The organism is Mycobacterium sp. AT1 (genome assembly GCF_002043095.1).
GTDB lineage: Bacteria > Actinomycetota > Actinomycetes > Mycobacteriales > Mycobacteriaceae > Mycobacterium.
Window position 1 is genome coordinate 49,431 of sequence record NZ_MVOC01000031.1, and the last position, 15,136, is coordinate 64,566.

12 protein-coding genes are annotated in these 15,136 nt (G+C 69.6%); 4 read left to right on the plus strand and 8 right to left on the minus strand.

What is annotated here, in order from left to right:
• Positions 1 to 3: 3 nt before the first annotated feature.
• Together B1790_RS15000 and B1790_RS15005 are read right to left on the minus strand one after the other, a co-directional pair.
• Positions 4 to 1,356 (minus strand): MFS transporter, encoded by a 1,353-nt coding sequence (locus tag B1790_RS15000; protein WP_079924028.1) that lies wholly within the window; start codon positions 1,354 to 1,356, stop codon positions 4 to 6.
• Between the two features lie 69 nt (positions 1,357 to 1,425).
• Positions 1,426 to 2,643, minus strand: coding sequence for an FAD-dependent monooxygenase (locus B1790_RS15005; RefSeq protein WP_233165135.1), 1,218 nt, complete (start codon positions 2,641 to 2,643; stop codon positions 1,426 to 1,428).
• 81 nt (positions 2,644 to 2,724) lie between these two features.
• Here B1790_RS15005 and B1790_RS15010 point away from each other — a divergent pair, with 81 nt between their 5' ends.
• The gene (locus B1790_RS15010; protein WP_079924030.1) at positions 2,725 to 3,219 is read left to right on the plus strand and encodes a MarR family winged helix-turn-helix transcriptional regulator; all 495 of its coding nucleotides are present in this window, start codon (positions 2,725 to 2,727) and stop codon (positions 3,217 to 3,219) included.
• On the opposite strand, the gene B1790_RS15015 is transcribed toward B1790_RS15010, so the two are convergent.
• The gene (locus B1790_RS15015) at positions 3,185 to 4,324 is read right to left on the minus strand and encodes an FAD-binding oxidoreductase (protein WP_079924031.1); all 1,140 of its coding nucleotides are present in this window, start codon (positions 4,322 to 4,324) and stop codon (positions 3,185 to 3,187) included. The genes B1790_RS15010 and B1790_RS15015 overlap by 35 nt on opposite strands.
• Before the next feature lie 61 nt (positions 4,325 to 4,385).
• Between B1790_RS15015 and B1790_RS15020 the strand changes: the two genes are divergently transcribed.
• Complete coding sequence (locus tag B1790_RS15020) at positions 4,386 to 5,342, plus strand: DUF808 domain-containing protein (RefSeq protein ID WP_079924032.1); 957 nt, start codon at positions 4,386 to 4,388, stop codon at positions 5,340 to 5,342.
• Between the two features lie 29 nt (positions 5,343 to 5,371).
• Here B1790_RS15020 and B1790_RS15025 read toward each other — a convergent pair whose 3' ends face one another.
• Positions 5,372 to 6,982, minus strand: coding sequence for a PucR family transcriptional regulator (locus B1790_RS15025; protein ID WP_079924033.1), 1,611 nt, complete (start codon positions 6,980 to 6,982; stop codon positions 5,372 to 5,374).
• Positions 6,983 to 7,062: 80 nt separating this feature from the next.
• Here B1790_RS15025 and B1790_RS15030 point away from each other — a divergent pair, with 80 nt between their 5' ends.
• Together B1790_RS15030 and B1790_RS15035 are read left to right on the plus strand one after the other, a co-directional pair.
• On the plus strand, positions 7,063 to 8,571 hold the full coding sequence (locus tag B1790_RS15030) for a CoA-acylating methylmalonate-semialdehyde dehydrogenase (protein ID WP_079924034.1): 1,509 nt from the start codon (positions 7,063 to 7,065) through the stop codon (positions 8,569 to 8,571).
• Between the two features lie 17 nt (positions 8,572 to 8,588).
• Positions 8,589 to 9,971, plus strand: coding sequence for an aspartate aminotransferase family protein (locus B1790_RS15035; RefSeq protein WP_079924035.1), 1,383 nt, complete (start codon positions 8,589 to 8,591; stop codon positions 9,969 to 9,971).
• Positions 9,972 to 10,103: 132 nt separating this feature from the next.
• On the opposite strand, the gene B1790_RS15040 is transcribed toward B1790_RS15035, so the two are convergent.
• The 4 genes from B1790_RS15040 to B1790_RS15055 all read right to left on the minus strand — a co-directional run bounded on the left by B1790_RS15040 (position 10,104) and on the right by B1790_RS15055 (position 15,132).
• The gene (locus B1790_RS15040; protein ID WP_079924069.1) at positions 10,104 to 10,958 is read right to left on the minus strand and encodes a CoA ester lyase; all 855 of its coding nucleotides are present in this window, start codon (positions 10,956 to 10,958) and stop codon (positions 10,104 to 10,106) included.
• 63 nt (positions 10,959 to 11,021) lie between these two features.
• The gene (hydA, locus tag B1790_RS15045; protein WP_079924036.1) at positions 11,022 to 12,404 is read right to left on the minus strand and encodes a dihydropyrimidinase; all 1,383 of its coding nucleotides are present in this window, start codon (positions 12,402 to 12,404) and stop codon (positions 11,022 to 11,024) included.
• The gene (locus tag B1790_RS15050; protein ID WP_079924037.1) at positions 12,401 to 13,825 is read right to left on the minus strand and encodes an amidase; all 1,425 of its coding nucleotides are present in this window, start codon (positions 13,823 to 13,825) and stop codon (positions 12,401 to 12,403) included. The genes hydA and B1790_RS15050 overlap by 4 nt, the downstream gene beginning before the upstream one ends.
• Entirely contained in the window at positions 13,822 to 15,132 is a 1,311-nt protein-coding gene (locus B1790_RS15055; protein ID WP_079924038.1) for a cytosine permease, read from the minus strand. Before B1790_RS15055 ends, B1790_RS15050 begins: the two co-directional genes overlap by 4 nt.
• Between the last annotated feature and the right edge of the window lie 4 nt (positions 15,133 to 15,136).

The following is a 15,136-nucleotide window of genomic DNA, read 5'->3' on the forward strand; positions in this document are numbered from 1 at the left end:
GCGCTAGCGGGCGGTCACCGCGGCGGCCGCGTCACGCGGCAACCGGAACGACTCGACCACGGTGAGTGCCATCAGCGCACCGAGCACCAGGAAGGTCCACGCGTACGCGGTGTGCGGTGTCACCGCCAGTGGGGTCAACGTGCTGAGCAGCAGTGCCGCAACGGCGATCCCGAGACCGGAGGCTAGTTCCTGCACGGCCGCGTTGAGTGTGTTCGCATGCGTCAGGTGGTCGCCGTCGACGTCGGAGAAGGCCAGCGTGACGTAGGCGGTGAAGCCGACCGATCGCAGGACGCCGCTGAGGAACAAGACCACCCCGATGACGGCGACCGGCGTCATCGGGCCCAGGCTCGCGAGCAGCCCGTAGCAGCCCACCGAGAGCACGCCGTTGACGATGAGCACTCGACGAATCCCGAAGCGCCGCATCAACGGCGTCGTCGCCGGCTTGATCGCGATGTTTCCGACGAACAGCACCGCGACCAACAGACCCGAGAGGAACGGCGTCCATCCGAAGACCAGTTGGAATTGCAGCGGCAACAAGAACGGCACCGCGGTGATGACGAGGCGGTACAGCGATCCGGCGGTCACCGTGATCCGCAGCGTCGGCACCCGCAGCACCCGCAGCTCGATGAGGGGATGACGGGTGTGCAGCAGGTGCCAGGCCGCCACGGCCAGCAGCACCGGGGCCGTCGCACCGCCCGCGGCGACCAGCAGCCAGTCAGTGCCTGCGACCCGGATGCTCTCCAACGCCATCAGGGCCGCCGCGATGCCCGCGCCGAGGACGAGCAGCCCCCGCCAGTCCAGCGGCCGCGGCACCGGATCTCTCTCGCCGCTGATCAGCTTGAGCGACAACAGGAAACCGACGACGCCGATCGGGATGTTGACGAAGAAGATCCACCGCCAGGAGCCAAGGGTCGCGATCGCGCCGCCGAGGACCGGGGCCAGCACCGGTGCCGCCAGCGCTGGCCACGTCAACAGCGCGATCGTCCGGACCAGGCTGGCCTTGCCGCTGACGCGTAGCACCGCCAGTCGGCCGACGGGCACCATCATGGCGCCGCCGACGCCCTGCAGGACGCGCATCCCGACGAGCATCGGCAGGGAGACACTGAGCGCGCACCCGAGCGACGCGAGGGTGAAGATCGCGATGGCGGCGGCGAAGACCGGCCGGGCACCGAAGCGGTCGGCGACCCATCCGCTGGCCGGGATGAGCACCGCAAGGGTGACGAGGTAGGCCGAGATCGCGAGGTTGACGTCCACCGGGTCGACCCCGAACGACGACGCGATCAGAGGTATCGCCGGGTTGATGATCGTGGCGTCGACGATCTCCATGAAGAACGCGCCGGCCACCAGCAGCGCCATCCCCCGCGGGAACGGAGCCGGTTCTTCTCGCGACTCGGGCGACGACACGGCTGTCACCGTAGCCAGGTGTCACCCGGCGTGCTGAACCACCGCGTCTGGATACTCGGGCAGGTGCAGGTCGTCGGCCGCCACGCGGACCAGCCGCTTGCCTGCCAGCTTCATCGCACCCCGGCCGACGGGGCCTGCCGCGACCATCGCCCCGGCGTGCAGCGCCCGGATGCCTCCCTCGGTGCGCGGATTGGCCCGCCGAATGGTCTTCATGATCGACTGTGGCGCAGTGGTTTCCACGTGCGGGCGCATCAGCTGCTCGTAGCGGACCAGGGCGGCGCGGTCGTCGTCACCGCGGGACAGTTCGCCGGCGAGCACGTAGGCGCCGATCAGCCCCAGGCTGGTGCCGCCGCCGCCGAAGGTCGCGTTGGTGTACGCCGCGTCGCCGAGAAGCGCGACGCGACCGCGCGTCCACTGCGACGAGCTCACCTGGCCGAGGGCGTCGAAGAACAGCGGCGCGTCGTCGAGTTCGGCAAGCACCCGGGGCGCGAGCCCGCCGACGTCGGCGAAGGTGCGACGCAGGATGGCGACCTGGTCGGCCCGTTCGAGATCCTCCAGCCCTCGCACGTCGGAGATGAATGTCAGTATGGCCCTTGAGGTTCCGAGATTGTCGGGCCGGACGTGCACGGCCAGCGAGCCGGGAGCGTGCTGCCAGTTCCACCACTGGTCGTCGGCGGCCAGCCGCGGCACGGTGACGTAGGCGAAGTACATGCCGAGGTCGTTGACCTGGGTCGGGGTGACGAATCGCCGCGAGGTCGAGCGCAGGCCCTCGGCGATGACGACGACGTCGGCGTCGACGCTCGACCCGTCGTCAAGCGCAACCGAGACGTGGTCGCCGCGGTCGGTGAGGTCGGCGATCTGCGTGCCGAAGCGGTAGCCGGTGGTCTCGCGGGTGTGCTCGATCAAAATCCGGGACAGCTCGCCCCGGAGGATTTCCAATTCGGCGGTGGGACCGTCGGATTCACCGGGACCGCCCATCGGAAAGGACGCCACGGGCGAGCCGTCTGCAGCTACGAAGCGCATGCCGACCTCACCGGTGTTGGCCGCCCGCACGTCGGCCTCGATGCCCATGCGGCGCACCACCTCACGGGCGGCGCCGCGGACGTCGACGTTCTGCCCCTCACTGCGGGCCTGCGGGAAGCGCTCGAGGACGGTGGTCCGCCAACCCCTGGCGGCGAGTTGATGGGCCAGGGCGGGTCCGGCGATACCCGATCCGGAGATGACGGCGTGGCGAGTCACGAGATGGTGTCCAATCGGAGAGGATTTACCTAGAATACCGTAATACATGTTCTATGAAGTATCTGCCCACGGGAGAGCCGCGTGAAACCGAAGAGCGACGAGAGACACGAGCGCGACGCGACGGGCCACTGGCTGTCCAACCTGAGCGGGCCGACGATCGCCATGCGCGGCTTCCTGGAAGCTCACGACGAGCTTCAGCGGCGGCAGGCGCGGCGGATGGGCCTCAACGCCACCGACATGCAGGCCCTGCGACTGCTCGACGTTCACGGCCCGATGGGACCAACGGAGTTGAGCCGTCGACTGGACATCCGGTCGGCCTCGGTGACGGTGCTGCTCGACCGCCTCGAGTCCGACGGGCTGCTCGAACGCGTCCGCGACGTGGACGACCGCAGGCGGGTCGCCGTTCGGGTGCTACCCCACGCGGTTGACCTGCTGTTCGACACGTGGGCGCCGATCGTGCGCGCCCTCGACGACGTCGGACACGCCATGACACCGGCCCAGCAGAAGGCCGTCTGCTCCTTCTTCGATCAGCTCGTCGGCGTCATGACCGAAGCCGATGCGGCGCCAACCGAGTGACGTCGAGCCCGCGGGCGACGAGGTCGGCGGGGACGGGTTGGCCGAGCACGAGGGCCGCGCCCAGCCGTGCCGTGGCGGGCGCTGTCTGGATTCCGTAGCCGCCCTGCCCCGCAAGCCAGAAGAAGCCCGGAGCGTCGGCGTCCTCGCCGACGACGAAGTTGCGGTCCGGCGCGAACGTGCGCAAGCCCGCCCACGACGCACCGATGCTGCGCACCCCGATCGTCGTCGTGGCGTTGATCGCGTCGATGGCCCTGGCGATTTCGAGCTCGTCCGGCTTGGCGTCACTCGGCGGGCACGGCGTCTCGTCGGCGGGCGAGCACAGGAACTGCGCCCCTGCGGTCTTGACGTAGAAGGACTGGTCGACGTCGCTGCAGTTGGGCCATCCCCGGCTGGCCTCACCCAGCGGCGAGTCGACCATGAAGATGGTGCGCCGCACCGGCGTCAACCCGACGGGCCGCACGCCGGCCGCGGCGGCCAGCACGTCGGCCCACGCGCCCGCGGCGTCGACCACCACCGGCGCCCGATGGGTGCCGCCGTCAGCGGTGGTCGCGGTCCACGCGTCCCCCAGCCGTTGCAACGACACCACCTGGGCGGTCCGGACGATCTCGGCTCCGTTGCGGCGCGCCCCGCGCACATACCCCTGGTGCAGGGCCGCCACGTCGAGCGCCATCGCCCGCGGTTCGTACATTCCGCGCTCGACCACCTCAGGTCGCAGCAACGGGAACAGCTCGTGGCACCGGTCGCCGTCGAGCAGTTCGGCGTCCGCCACCTGCCGCAGCACCGCGGCGTGCATCCGCTCGATCACCGCGGCGCGGCCGGTGGTCGCGAATTGCAGGGACGGCCGCGGGGTCATCAGCGTCGATTCGAAGACCTCGGGCGGATCGCTGAAGAACGCCCTGCTACCCGTCGTCAGAGCCCGAATCTGTTCGCCGCCATAGGTTTCCAGGAACGTCGCGGCCGACCGGCCGGTGGTGTGATAGGCCAGCGTCGGCTCCATCTCGAGCAGCGTGACCCGCACCGCCGTCGACAGTTCGTAGGCGATCGACACCCCGGCGATTCCGCCGCCCACGACGACGACGTCGGCGCGGGTGTCGGTCGAAGTCATGACAGCAGCTTCCCAGACTCCACGTATCCTCGGGAGCCATGAGGCTGAGCAGAGAACACGCATGAGCGCGGGGTTGTTCGGGCTGCTCGACGACGTCGCCGCCCTGGCCCGGCTCGCGGCGGCCTCGGTCGACGACATCGGCGCCGCGGCGGGTCGCGCCACCGCGAAGGCGGCAGGCGTCGTCATCGACGACACGGCCGTGACGCCGCAATACGTACACGGCATCACCGCGGACCGCGAGTTGCCGATGATCAAGCGGATCGCACTCGGCTCGTTGCGCAACAAGTTGCTCTTCATCCTGCCCGCCGCGCTGCTGCTCAGCCAGTTCGTGCCGTGGCTGCTGACCCCGATCCTGATGCTGGGCGCCACCTATCTCTGTTTCGAAGGCGCGGAGAAGGTATGGGGCAAGATCCGGGGGCACGACGCGCACGCCGCGCCGGCTGCCGCGGTCGGCGAGGACGCCGAGAAGCAGATGACCAGCGGAGCCATCCGCACCGACTTCATCCTGTCGGCCGAGATCATGGTGATCGCGCTCAACGAGGTGGCCGACCAGTCCTTCTGGCCGCGGCTCATCATCCTGATCGTCGTCGCATTCGTGATCACCGCCGCGGTGTACGGCGTCGTCGCCCTCATCGTGAAGATGGACGACGTCGGCCTGGCCCTCACCCAGCGCGCGTCCGCGTTCGCGCAGAAGGTCGGCCGCGGTCTGGTGGTCGGCATGCCGAAGCTGCTGACGGCGCTGTCGGCCATCGGCACGGTCGCGATGCTCTGGGTCGGCGGCCACATCCTGCTGCTCGGTACCGACACTCTCGGCTGGCACCCGCCGTACGGGTTCGTGCACCACCTCGAGGAGAACGTCCGCCACGCGACAGGCAGCGTCGGCGGCCTGTTGGCTTGGCTGGTGAACACCGGCATCTCCGCGGTGATCGGACTCGTCGTCGGCGCCGTCGTGGTGGCCGTCGTGCACGTCACCCGCCGAGTGTGGACTTCTGCCACGCACGAGGGCAGATCGGCGTAGCTCGACTCCACACTCGGCGAGAAGAGGCACTAGCGCGCCAGCACCATCATCGCGACGTGCAGCGAGGTGCGAGACTCCGCGTCGTCGAGGTCCACCCCGAGCAGGCGCTCGACGGCCGCGAGACGCGCGTACAGCGTCGGCCGCGAGAGATGTAAACGCTTGGCCAGCGCCGCCTTGTTGCCGCCTTCGTCCAGGTAGCCGGCAAGCAGATCGAACATCTCGTCGCCGTGCGTGGCCCGTCGCTCCAGGAGTCCGCGCAGCTCCGTCTCGGCGAATGCCTGCACCCTCGCCTCGGAGCGAATCAGGGCGATCAAACCGCGCAGCCGTACGTCGGCCGCCCTGAAGAACGGTCGGCCGTCCGCCATCGCCAGCGCGACCTCGGCGACGTGGGCGGATTCCTCGAGCCCGCCCGCGGCGTCGACGAGCCGGCTCGACTCCGGCCCGACGCCGATGACGCACGACGAGACGCCGTCGACCTGGACGACGGCGTGGCGCATCGCGGTGGTCACCTCGATGAGGGCGCGTTCGGGGCCGGGGTCGGCGACGGCCATCGCCTTGGACTGCGGTGCGAGCAGCAGGTCGATCTGGCCGTCGTCCCTGCTGGCGGCCAGCACGCTGTGCCCGCCGGACCTGATCGCGTGGACCACCGCGTCCAGGGTTCGGCTGCGCCGCTGCTGGGTCAACAGCTGGTTGGCGTTGGCGGTCTGCGGTACCCGGACGGTCATCGGAACGTAGGTCAGCGCCGGCCGCAATCCGAGTGCATGCGCGCGGGCGGTCGCCTCGCCCTCGTCCCTGATCCGCCCGCGCAGCAGGTCGTCGACCAGCCCGCTCTGTGCCCGCAATTCGAGTGACGTGCGGTCCTGCTCGACCATCCGGTGCAACGCCAGCGCCTGGGCAGCTCGCTCCAGAGTCGTCACGGTGCGGTCGTCCGGCTCGTCGCCGTCGGCCCGCCCCAGCGGCGCAACCAGCCGGCCCCACTCCTGCCGATACGGACCGACCGGGCGCGTCACCCACGTACCGACGTCGACCCGCGACCGGCGCTCCCAGTCGCCGAGCAGCTCGGTGAGCGAGAGCCCCCGTCGGACGAAGGCCAGTGCCTGGTGGTTGAGGTCTTCGAGGACGATCGGCATGTCGAGCATGTCGGCCGCGGCCGCGACGATCTCGTCCACCGACGCTCGGCGCATGCTGAGGTTGGTGAACGCCTCGTGCACCCGGCGGGCGTAGTCGACCTCGGCGTACTGCTCGGCCACGATCCGGCGGTGCACCTCCTCGGTGACCTCGACGAAGCGCACTGGGCGCCGCAGCGCGACGACGGGCAGGTCGAGATGCGCGCCTGCCGCCACCACCGAGGGCGGCACCTCGTCGACGTGCGTCCCGAGTTCGACGACGAGCGCCACGGCCCCGGCCTGCGCGAGCTGCGGGAGGTAGGCGTCGCGGTGCTGCTCGTCGGTCAGCGCCTGCCCGGTGGTGAGCACCAGCTCGCCGCCCTCCAGCAGGTTGGACAGATCGGGCAGGTCGCTGACGTGTACCCAGCGGACCGGCCGGTCCAGCGCGTCGGGGCGGTCGGCACCGCAGACCAGGACGGGATCACCGGCCTGCAGCACCGGCAACGCCAGGATCTCGCGCACGGTCGGCTGCATCTACACATCGTAAGTTCATTCGGCTGATTCGTTACAGATCGTCGGACAACTCACGCCGTGAACGCGGCGAGAATCGAGGCATGACACTCAGCACCCGCGTCAAGACCATCGCCCACTGGGCCGACGGCAAGGGCTTCGCCGGATCCGGCGACCGCACCTCGTCGGTGACCAACCCCGCCACCGGTCAGGTCACCGGCGAACTCGCCCTTGCCGACGTCGCCGACGCCCGCGTCGTGATCGACGCCGCCGCCGCGGCCTACCCGGCCTGGCGCGACACGTCGCTGGCGAAGCGCACCACCATCCTGTTCGCGTTCCGCGAGCTGCTCAACGCCCGCAAGGGCGAGTTGGCCGAGATCATCACCAGCGAGCACGGCAAGGTCGTCTCCGACGCCCTCGGCGAGGTCAGCCGCGGCCAGGAAGTCGTCGAATTCGCCTGCGGCATCGCGCATCTGCTCAAGGGCGGCATGACCGAGAACGCCTCGACCAACGTCGACGTCGCCTCCATCCGCCAGCCGCTTGGCGTCGTCGGCATCATCAGCCCGTTCAACTTCCCGGCCATGGTGCCCATGTGGTTCTTCCCGATCGCCATCGCCGCGGGCAACACCGTCGTGCTCAAGCCCAGCGAGAAGGACCCGTCGGCCGCGCTCTGGCTGGCCGAACTGTGGGCGGAGGCCGGTCTGCCCGCCGGCGTGTTCAACGTGCTGCAGGGGGACAAGGTCGCGGTCGACGAACTGCTCACCAACCCGTCGGTCAAGGCGATCAGCTTCGTCGGCTCGACGCCGATCGCGCAGTACGTCTACTCCACCGGCACGCTGCACGGCAAGCGGGTCCAGGCCCTCGGTGGCGCCAAGAACCACGCCATCGTGCTGCCCGACGCCGACCTCGACCTGGCCGCCGACGCCATGATCAACGCCGGCTTCGGCTCGGCCGGTGAACGCTGCATGGCCATCAGCGCCTGCGTCGCCGTCGGCCCGATCGCCGACGAGTTGGTCGCCAAGATCGCCGATCGCGCCAAGGGACTCAAGACCGGTGACGGCACGCGGGACTCCGACATGGGGCCGCTGGTCACCAAGGCCCACCGCGACAAGGTCGCCTCCTACGTCGACGCCGGAGAGGCCGACGGCGCGACCATCGTGGTCGACGGGCGCGGGATCTCCGTCGACGGTGAGTCCGACGGCTTCTGGCTGGGTCCGACGCTGATCGACAACGTCACCCCCGAGATGAGCGTCTACACCGACGAGATCTTCGGCCCCGTGCTGTCGGTCGTCCGGGTCAGCTCGTACGACGAGGCCCTGAACCTGATCAACGCCAACCCCTACGGCAACGGCACCGCCATCTTCACCAACGACGGCGGCGCGGCCCGGCGGTTCCAGAACGAGGTCGAGGTCGGCATGGTCGGCATCAACGTGCCGATTCCCGTCCCGACCGCGTACTACAGCTTCGGTGGCTGGAAGAGCTCGCTGTTCGGCGACACCCACGCCCACGGCACCGAGGGCGTGCACTTCTTCACCCGCGGCAAGGTCGTCACGACGCGCTGGCTCGACCCCAGCCATGGTGGAATCAACCTCGGCTTCCCGCAGAACGACTGACGAGGGAGACTGACGACATGACGACCTTCGACAGCACTCTGCTGCCCAGCGGCCAAGACCTGGCCACCGCCAAGGCCGAGGCCGCCCACGCCTACGAGCTCGACCGCAAGCACGTCTTCCACTCCTGGTCGGCGCAAGCCCAGATCACGCCGATGACGATCGTGGCCTCCGACGGCCAGTATGTCTGGGACGGCGACGGCAACAAGCTGCTCGACTTCTCGGGGCAGCTGGTGTTCACCAACATCGGCCATCAGCACCCGACGGTGGTCAAGGCCATCGCCGAGCAGGCGGCCAAGCTGTGCACGGTGGCGCCGCAGCACGTCAACGCCGCCCGCTCGGAGGCGGCCCGGCTGATCGCCGAGCGCACCCCTGGTGACCTCAACCGGGTGTTCTTCACCAACGGTGGCGCCGACGCCGTCGAGCACGCCGTCCGCATGGCGCGGCTGCACACCGGCCGGTACAAGGTGCTTTCGCGCTACCGCTCGTACCACGGCGGCACCGACACCGCGGTCAACCTGACGGGCGACCCGCGCCGCTACCCCAACGACTACGCCAGCAGCGGCGTCGTGCACTTCAACGGCCCGTTCCTGTACCGCTCGTCCTTCTACGCGGAGAACGAGCAGCAGGAGAGCGAGCGCGCGCTGGAGTACCTTGAGCGGCTGATCCAGCACGAGGGCGCGAACTCGTTCGCGGCGATCATCCTGGAGTCGGTGCCCGGCACGGCGGGCATCATGGTGCCGCCGCCCGGATACCTGGCTGGCGTCCGCGAGATCTGCGACAAGTACGGCATCGTAATGATCGCCGACGAGGTGATGGCCGGCTTCGGACGAACCGGAAAATGGTTCGCCATCCAGCATTTCGACGTGGTGCCGGATCTCATCACGTTCGCCAAGGGTGTCACCTCGGGCTACGTGCCCCTGGGCGGCGTGGCGATCAACGACGCGATCTACTCGACGTTCGCCGACCGCGCCTACCCGGGCGGGCTGACCTACTCCGGTCACCCGTTGGCATGCGCTGCCGCCGTCGCGACGCTGAACGTGATGGAGGACGAGGGCATGGTGGCCAACGCCGCCCGCATCGGCTCCGAGGTGCTTGGCCCCGGTCTGGCGGACCTCGCGGCGCGGCACCCGTCAGTCGGCGAGGTGCGTGGGCTCGGCGTGTTCCAGGCGATCGAACTGGTCGCCAACCCGCAGACGCGGGAACCGTTGGCGCCCTACGGTGGTTCCAGCCCCGCGATGAACGCGGTGATCGCGGCGTGCAAGTCCGGTGGCCTGCTGCCGTTCGCCAACTTCAACCGCATCCACGCGGTGCCGGCGTGCAACATCTCCGACGCCGAGGTCGCCGAGGGGCTCAAGATCCTCGACGCCGCGCTGACGGTGGCCGACGGCTACGTGAACTGAGGTCAACCGCCGAGACTTCACTTGATGACGCGGTTTCGCGAATTCCCGTCACCAAGTGAAGTCTCGGTGAGCTCAGCTCAGGGCGGTGAGGTCCCGGTCGACGTTCACGGCACGTCAGTGTGCCGGATGAGATCAGTCGACGAGGCCGAGTTTCGCGGCGTAGTCGAGCACGGCCTCGGCGCGGGCGCGGGTGGGGCCGACGCTTCCGTCGTACGGTCCGGCAGGCGCGTCGAGGCGGGCGAGCGTGGCACGCGCCTCGTCGATCTCCAGCGGTGACGGGCTGAGCAGTGCGTTGACCGTCTCGGCGTGCGCGGAGTCCAGGCACAGCCGCCCGGTCATCCCGGCGGCCTTCGTCACCGCGGTGTCCCTGGCCAGGTCGGCGGCGTGGGCCCGCAGCGTCGGCCCGTCGACTGGGGCAGGCAGTCCCGCCGCGCGACTGGCGATCACCAGCTGGGCGCGTGGGTAGGCCAGCGTCATCGGGTCGGCGGACATGCCGGTGTCGCGACGAAAGTCACCGACTCCGAAGGCAATTCGTGCACAGCCGGGTGCCCTGGCGATGTCGGAGACCGACTCGACGCCGACGGCCGACTCGACCAGCGCGACCACCGGGGTGTCCGCGGGCAACCGGGAGCTCGTCGCGGCGACGTCGTCTGCGGACTCGGTCTTGGCGAGCATGACGCCGAGCAGCCCCGGCGCGCCGGACAGCGCGTTCAGATCGGCCGACCAGAACGGCGAGGTCGTGCTGTTGATCCGTACCCAGCCCTGCCCACCGGCGAACAGCCACTCCGCCACAGACTGACGACCGGCGGGCTTGCGCGCATCGGGCAGCCCGTCCTCGACGTCGAGCACGACCGCGTCCGCGTTGCCTGCGACCGCGGCGTCGAAGGCGTCGTGCCCGTCGGGGGTGCCCGGCTGCAGCAGCCACGTCCGCGCGAGCGACCAATGGGGCCGTCGGGTGCGCACGGGTGCGTCAGATGAAAGGGTCATCCATCCATCATCGGCGCCGAAGTCGCGTTCGAGAAGCTTGCGCACATTTAGTTCACCACCGGTTCACGCCGTGGTGGCGCCGCGGGCCACGAACCGCCCGTGCCCCTTGCGGTCCTGCACCACGCCGTCGTCGACGACGACCGTCCCCCGGCTCAGCACCCGACGGATGGCGCCTGCCACGCTCCAGCCCTCGTAGATGCTGTAGTCCACCAGCGACGGCGACGAGTCCACCGACAGCCTGGTCTCGCCGTTCGGGTCGAAGATCACCACGTCGGCGTCGGCGCCCACCATCAGGCTGCCCTTGGCGGGATACAACCCGAAGAGCTTCGCCGGGTTGGTGGCCGTGATCGCCACCAGCTGCTCGAGGGAGATGCGGCCGGCGGCCACGCCGCGGTCGAAGAGCAGCAGCAGCCGGTACTCGACGCCGCCGACGCCGTTGGGGATCTTGAGGAAGTCCTCGACCCCGGCGTCCTTCTGGCCCACCATGCAGAACGGGCAGTGGTCGGTGGACACGACGTCGACGTCGCCGCGGCGGATGCCGTGCCACAGCCGATCCTGGTGATGGGATGCGCGCAGTGGTGGCGTCATGACGTACTTGGCCACCTCGAAGGAGTCGCCGTCGTAGACCGAGTCGTCCAGTGTCAGGTAGTGCGGGCACGTCTCCGCATGGATGGGCAGGCCCCGCGCCTTGGCGGCCGCCACTTCGGCGAGGGCCTCCTCGCAGCTGATGTGCACGAAATAGGTGGGCGCCTCGACCAGTTCGGCGAGCACGGTGGCCCGATGGACGGCTTCGGCCTCGAGGATCGTCGGACGTGTCTTGCCGTGCCATTGCGGCGACGTCCGGCCCGCCCGCAGGGCACGTGAGGTGAGAACGTCGATCGCCGAACCATTTTCGGCATGCACCATGGTCAGCCCACCGGCCGCCGCCATGCGTTCCATCGCGACGAGCAGGGTGGCGTCGTCGACCATCAACTCGCCGGGGTAGGCCATGAACAGCTTGATGCTGCTGACCCCGGAGTCGACGAGTTCGTCGATGCCACGAACCCTGTCGGCGCCGAGATCACGCACCACGACGTGGAATCCGTAGTCCACGACCGCCTGGCCTTCGGCCTGGCGGACCGAGCGCTCGAGCGCGGCGGGCAGCGGTTCCCCGAATTCCTGCATGGCGAAGTTGACGATCGTCGTGGTACCGCCCCGCGCCGCGGCGGCGGTGCCGGAGTGCGACGTGTCCGCCGTCGTGGTGGTCAGCGACGGGAAGTCCAGGTGCACGTGCGGGTCGACGCCGCCGGGCAGCAGTAGGCATCCCGCGGCGTCGATCACGGTGTCGGCCGCGATGTCCAGGCCGTGCCCGAGTCCGACGATCACGCCGTCGCGGATGTACAGGTCCGCCGCGAACCGTTCCGCAGCGGTGACGACGGTGCCGCCCGTGATCACGGTCGTGCTCACGGGACCAGTCCGCGCAGCGCCGGCCAGTGCCCCGCGGCCCTGGCATGACGTTCGTAGGCGGCCGCGGCGGCAAGGACGACACCGTCGCCGAGGTGTGGGCCGATCAGCTGAATCGCGACCGGAAGCCCCGACTCCGTCAACCCCGACGGCACGCTGATGGCCGGTTGGCCGGTGAGGTTGGCGATCGGCGTGAAGCCCTGCCAGGTCGTCGGCGCGACCGTGACGCCGTCGATCTCGGTCGGGCCATCACAGTCGAGCGGGAACGCGGGTACCGCGCTCGTCGGGGAGAGGATCAGGTCGAATCGGCGCATCGTCGCCGCCATGTCGTTGACGACGGCCTTGCGCATCATCAGCGCCTGCGTGAAGTCCTCTGCCGTCCAATCGGTTTCGAGCATCTCGACCAGTCGGGGTGACATTCGCCCGCCGAACTCGGTGACCATCCGGCGCATGCCGACGAGGTCGGTCTCGTTCATGATCAGCGCGGTGAAGTGCGGCGCCGGGTTCGGCCAGGTGGGCACGAACGTCTCGACCTCGGCCCCGAGCTCGGCGGCGAACAGTTCGGCGGCGCGGTCGGCTGCCGCCCTGACCTCGGGGTCGACGGGGAGGTAGCCGAAGTCGGGCGTGTAGCCGATGCGCAATCCGCGCAGGTCGGTCCGGGCCGTGGCGGTCTGCCAGTCGACGTCGCCGGCGGGGATGGTGTGCCGGTCGCGCGGATCGGGTCCGGCGAGTGCTGCCATCACCACCGCGACGTCGTCCACCGTGGTGGCCAGCGGACCGATGTGTTCGATGCTCTCCCAACCGGATACGCCTGGATGACGGTGGTCGCGGCAGCCGGGGTAGACGGGTACCCGCCCCATCGACGCCTTGAAGCCGACCAGCCCGCACAGGGCGGCGGGGATGCGGATCGAGCCGCCGCCGTCACTGCCGAGGGCGAACGGCACGATCCCGGCGGCCACCGCCGCCGCGGTGCCTGCACTGGAGCCGCCGGGGGTCCTGCTGAGGTCCCACGGATTCCTGGTCTCCGGGAACAGCGGATTCGCCCCCGTCGCGGAGTAGCCGAACTCGCTGGCATTGGTCTTGCCGAGGCTGATCGCGCCGGCACCGTCGAGGCGTTCCACCGAGACGTCATCGGTGTCGGGGACGAAGTCGGCGTACGCCACCGAGCCCGACGTGGTCCGAATTCCCTTGGTGCAGATGAGATCCTTGACGGCGTAGGGAATCCCGGCCAGCGGTCCGGCCACGCCGTCGCGGAGTTGGCGCTGGACCTCGACCGCCCGCGCCCTGGCGATCTCCGGGGTCGGGGTACAGAAGGCGTGCAGCGACGGATCCGCCGCGGCCAGCCGGCTGAGCGCGGTGTCGACCAGGTCCACCGGCGACGAGTCGCCCGCGGCGATGGCGTCGAGGAGTTCGACGACGGTCACGCCGCCTCCGTTCCGGCGCTGCGCTGGCTCGCGTACTGGCGGACGGCCTCCATTGCCGCGTATCCCGCTGCGGCCGCGACGATTCCGACCAAGGCGTCGATCGACCCGGGGACGAGGTAGTGCGAGGCCGTTGCGGCTGCGGCGCCGATGATCCACCCGGCGAACGCCGTTGGGCGATAGGCGAGGAGGCCGGCGTCGACCCTGCGCAGCACCAGTTGGTCGACGATCAGCACCGCTCCGATCGGGGGTACGAAGATGCCGAGCAGGTTGAGCCAGTCCAGGAAGTACGCCCAGACTCCGGTGGCCGCGACGACCAGGCCGACGACGCCGAGGCCGATGGCGATGGGCCGCATGCCCGCTCGGGTGATCCCCGACCAGCCGACGGCGCCGTTGTACAGGCAATGCGAGGCGACCGAACCGAGGTTGATGAAGACGAACACCACGGCGATGGCGGACAGCAGGACGCCGTGGCCCGTCAACAGGTTCAGGAACCCACCACCCTCGGTGGCCGGATCCTTGGATCCGCCGACCGCGACGACGAGACCGCCGACCGCATAGGCGATGAAGTTGGCCACCGGAAACGCCGTGAACGTGGCGGCCACCGCCGAGCGACCGCTGGTGGACCATCGGGTGAAGTCGGCGGTCATCGTGCCGGAGTCGGCGAACCCGGCGATGACGATGCTGACGGCCGCGCCGAAGGACAGTGCGGTCCCCGCACCGTGGTAGGACATGACGTCACCGAAGGACGTGCCGGAGTCACTGCTGCCCAACATGATTGCGACGATCGCCAACACGATGAACAGCGGTGCGGCCACCATCCCGAGCCACGAAAGGGCTCGGATGCCGACGATCGTGACGGCGGTGTACAGCACTCCGCCGATCACCGCGCCGAGGACGGCCGACCACCCGAGGGCACCCTGCAAAGTGGTGCCAGTCAAGCCGATTTGGAAGGAGAACCAGCCGAGGACCACCGTCGCGAGGAACGCCGCGGCGATCACCCTGCCGCGGTCGCCGAACGTTGCGGCGGCCTGCAGCGAGAAGCTCTTACCCGTGCGCCCCGCGACGAAGCTCAGGGCGCCGACGTAGGCGAACAGGACGACGTTGCCGATCAGGATGGCGCTGAGTCCCGCCACGGTGCCGAGGTTGTAGACGATCACCCCGCCGAACACGGCGTTGCCGAGGTTCATCGGGAAGCCGAACCAGACGGCGGCTATCGAGGTCAGGCTGCGGCGGGCCGACTGAGGCACCGGTTCGTGTTCGTACTCCTGCGCGAGGTCGAGGTGTGGCTCGTGGGTGGTCGTGGACATGTTT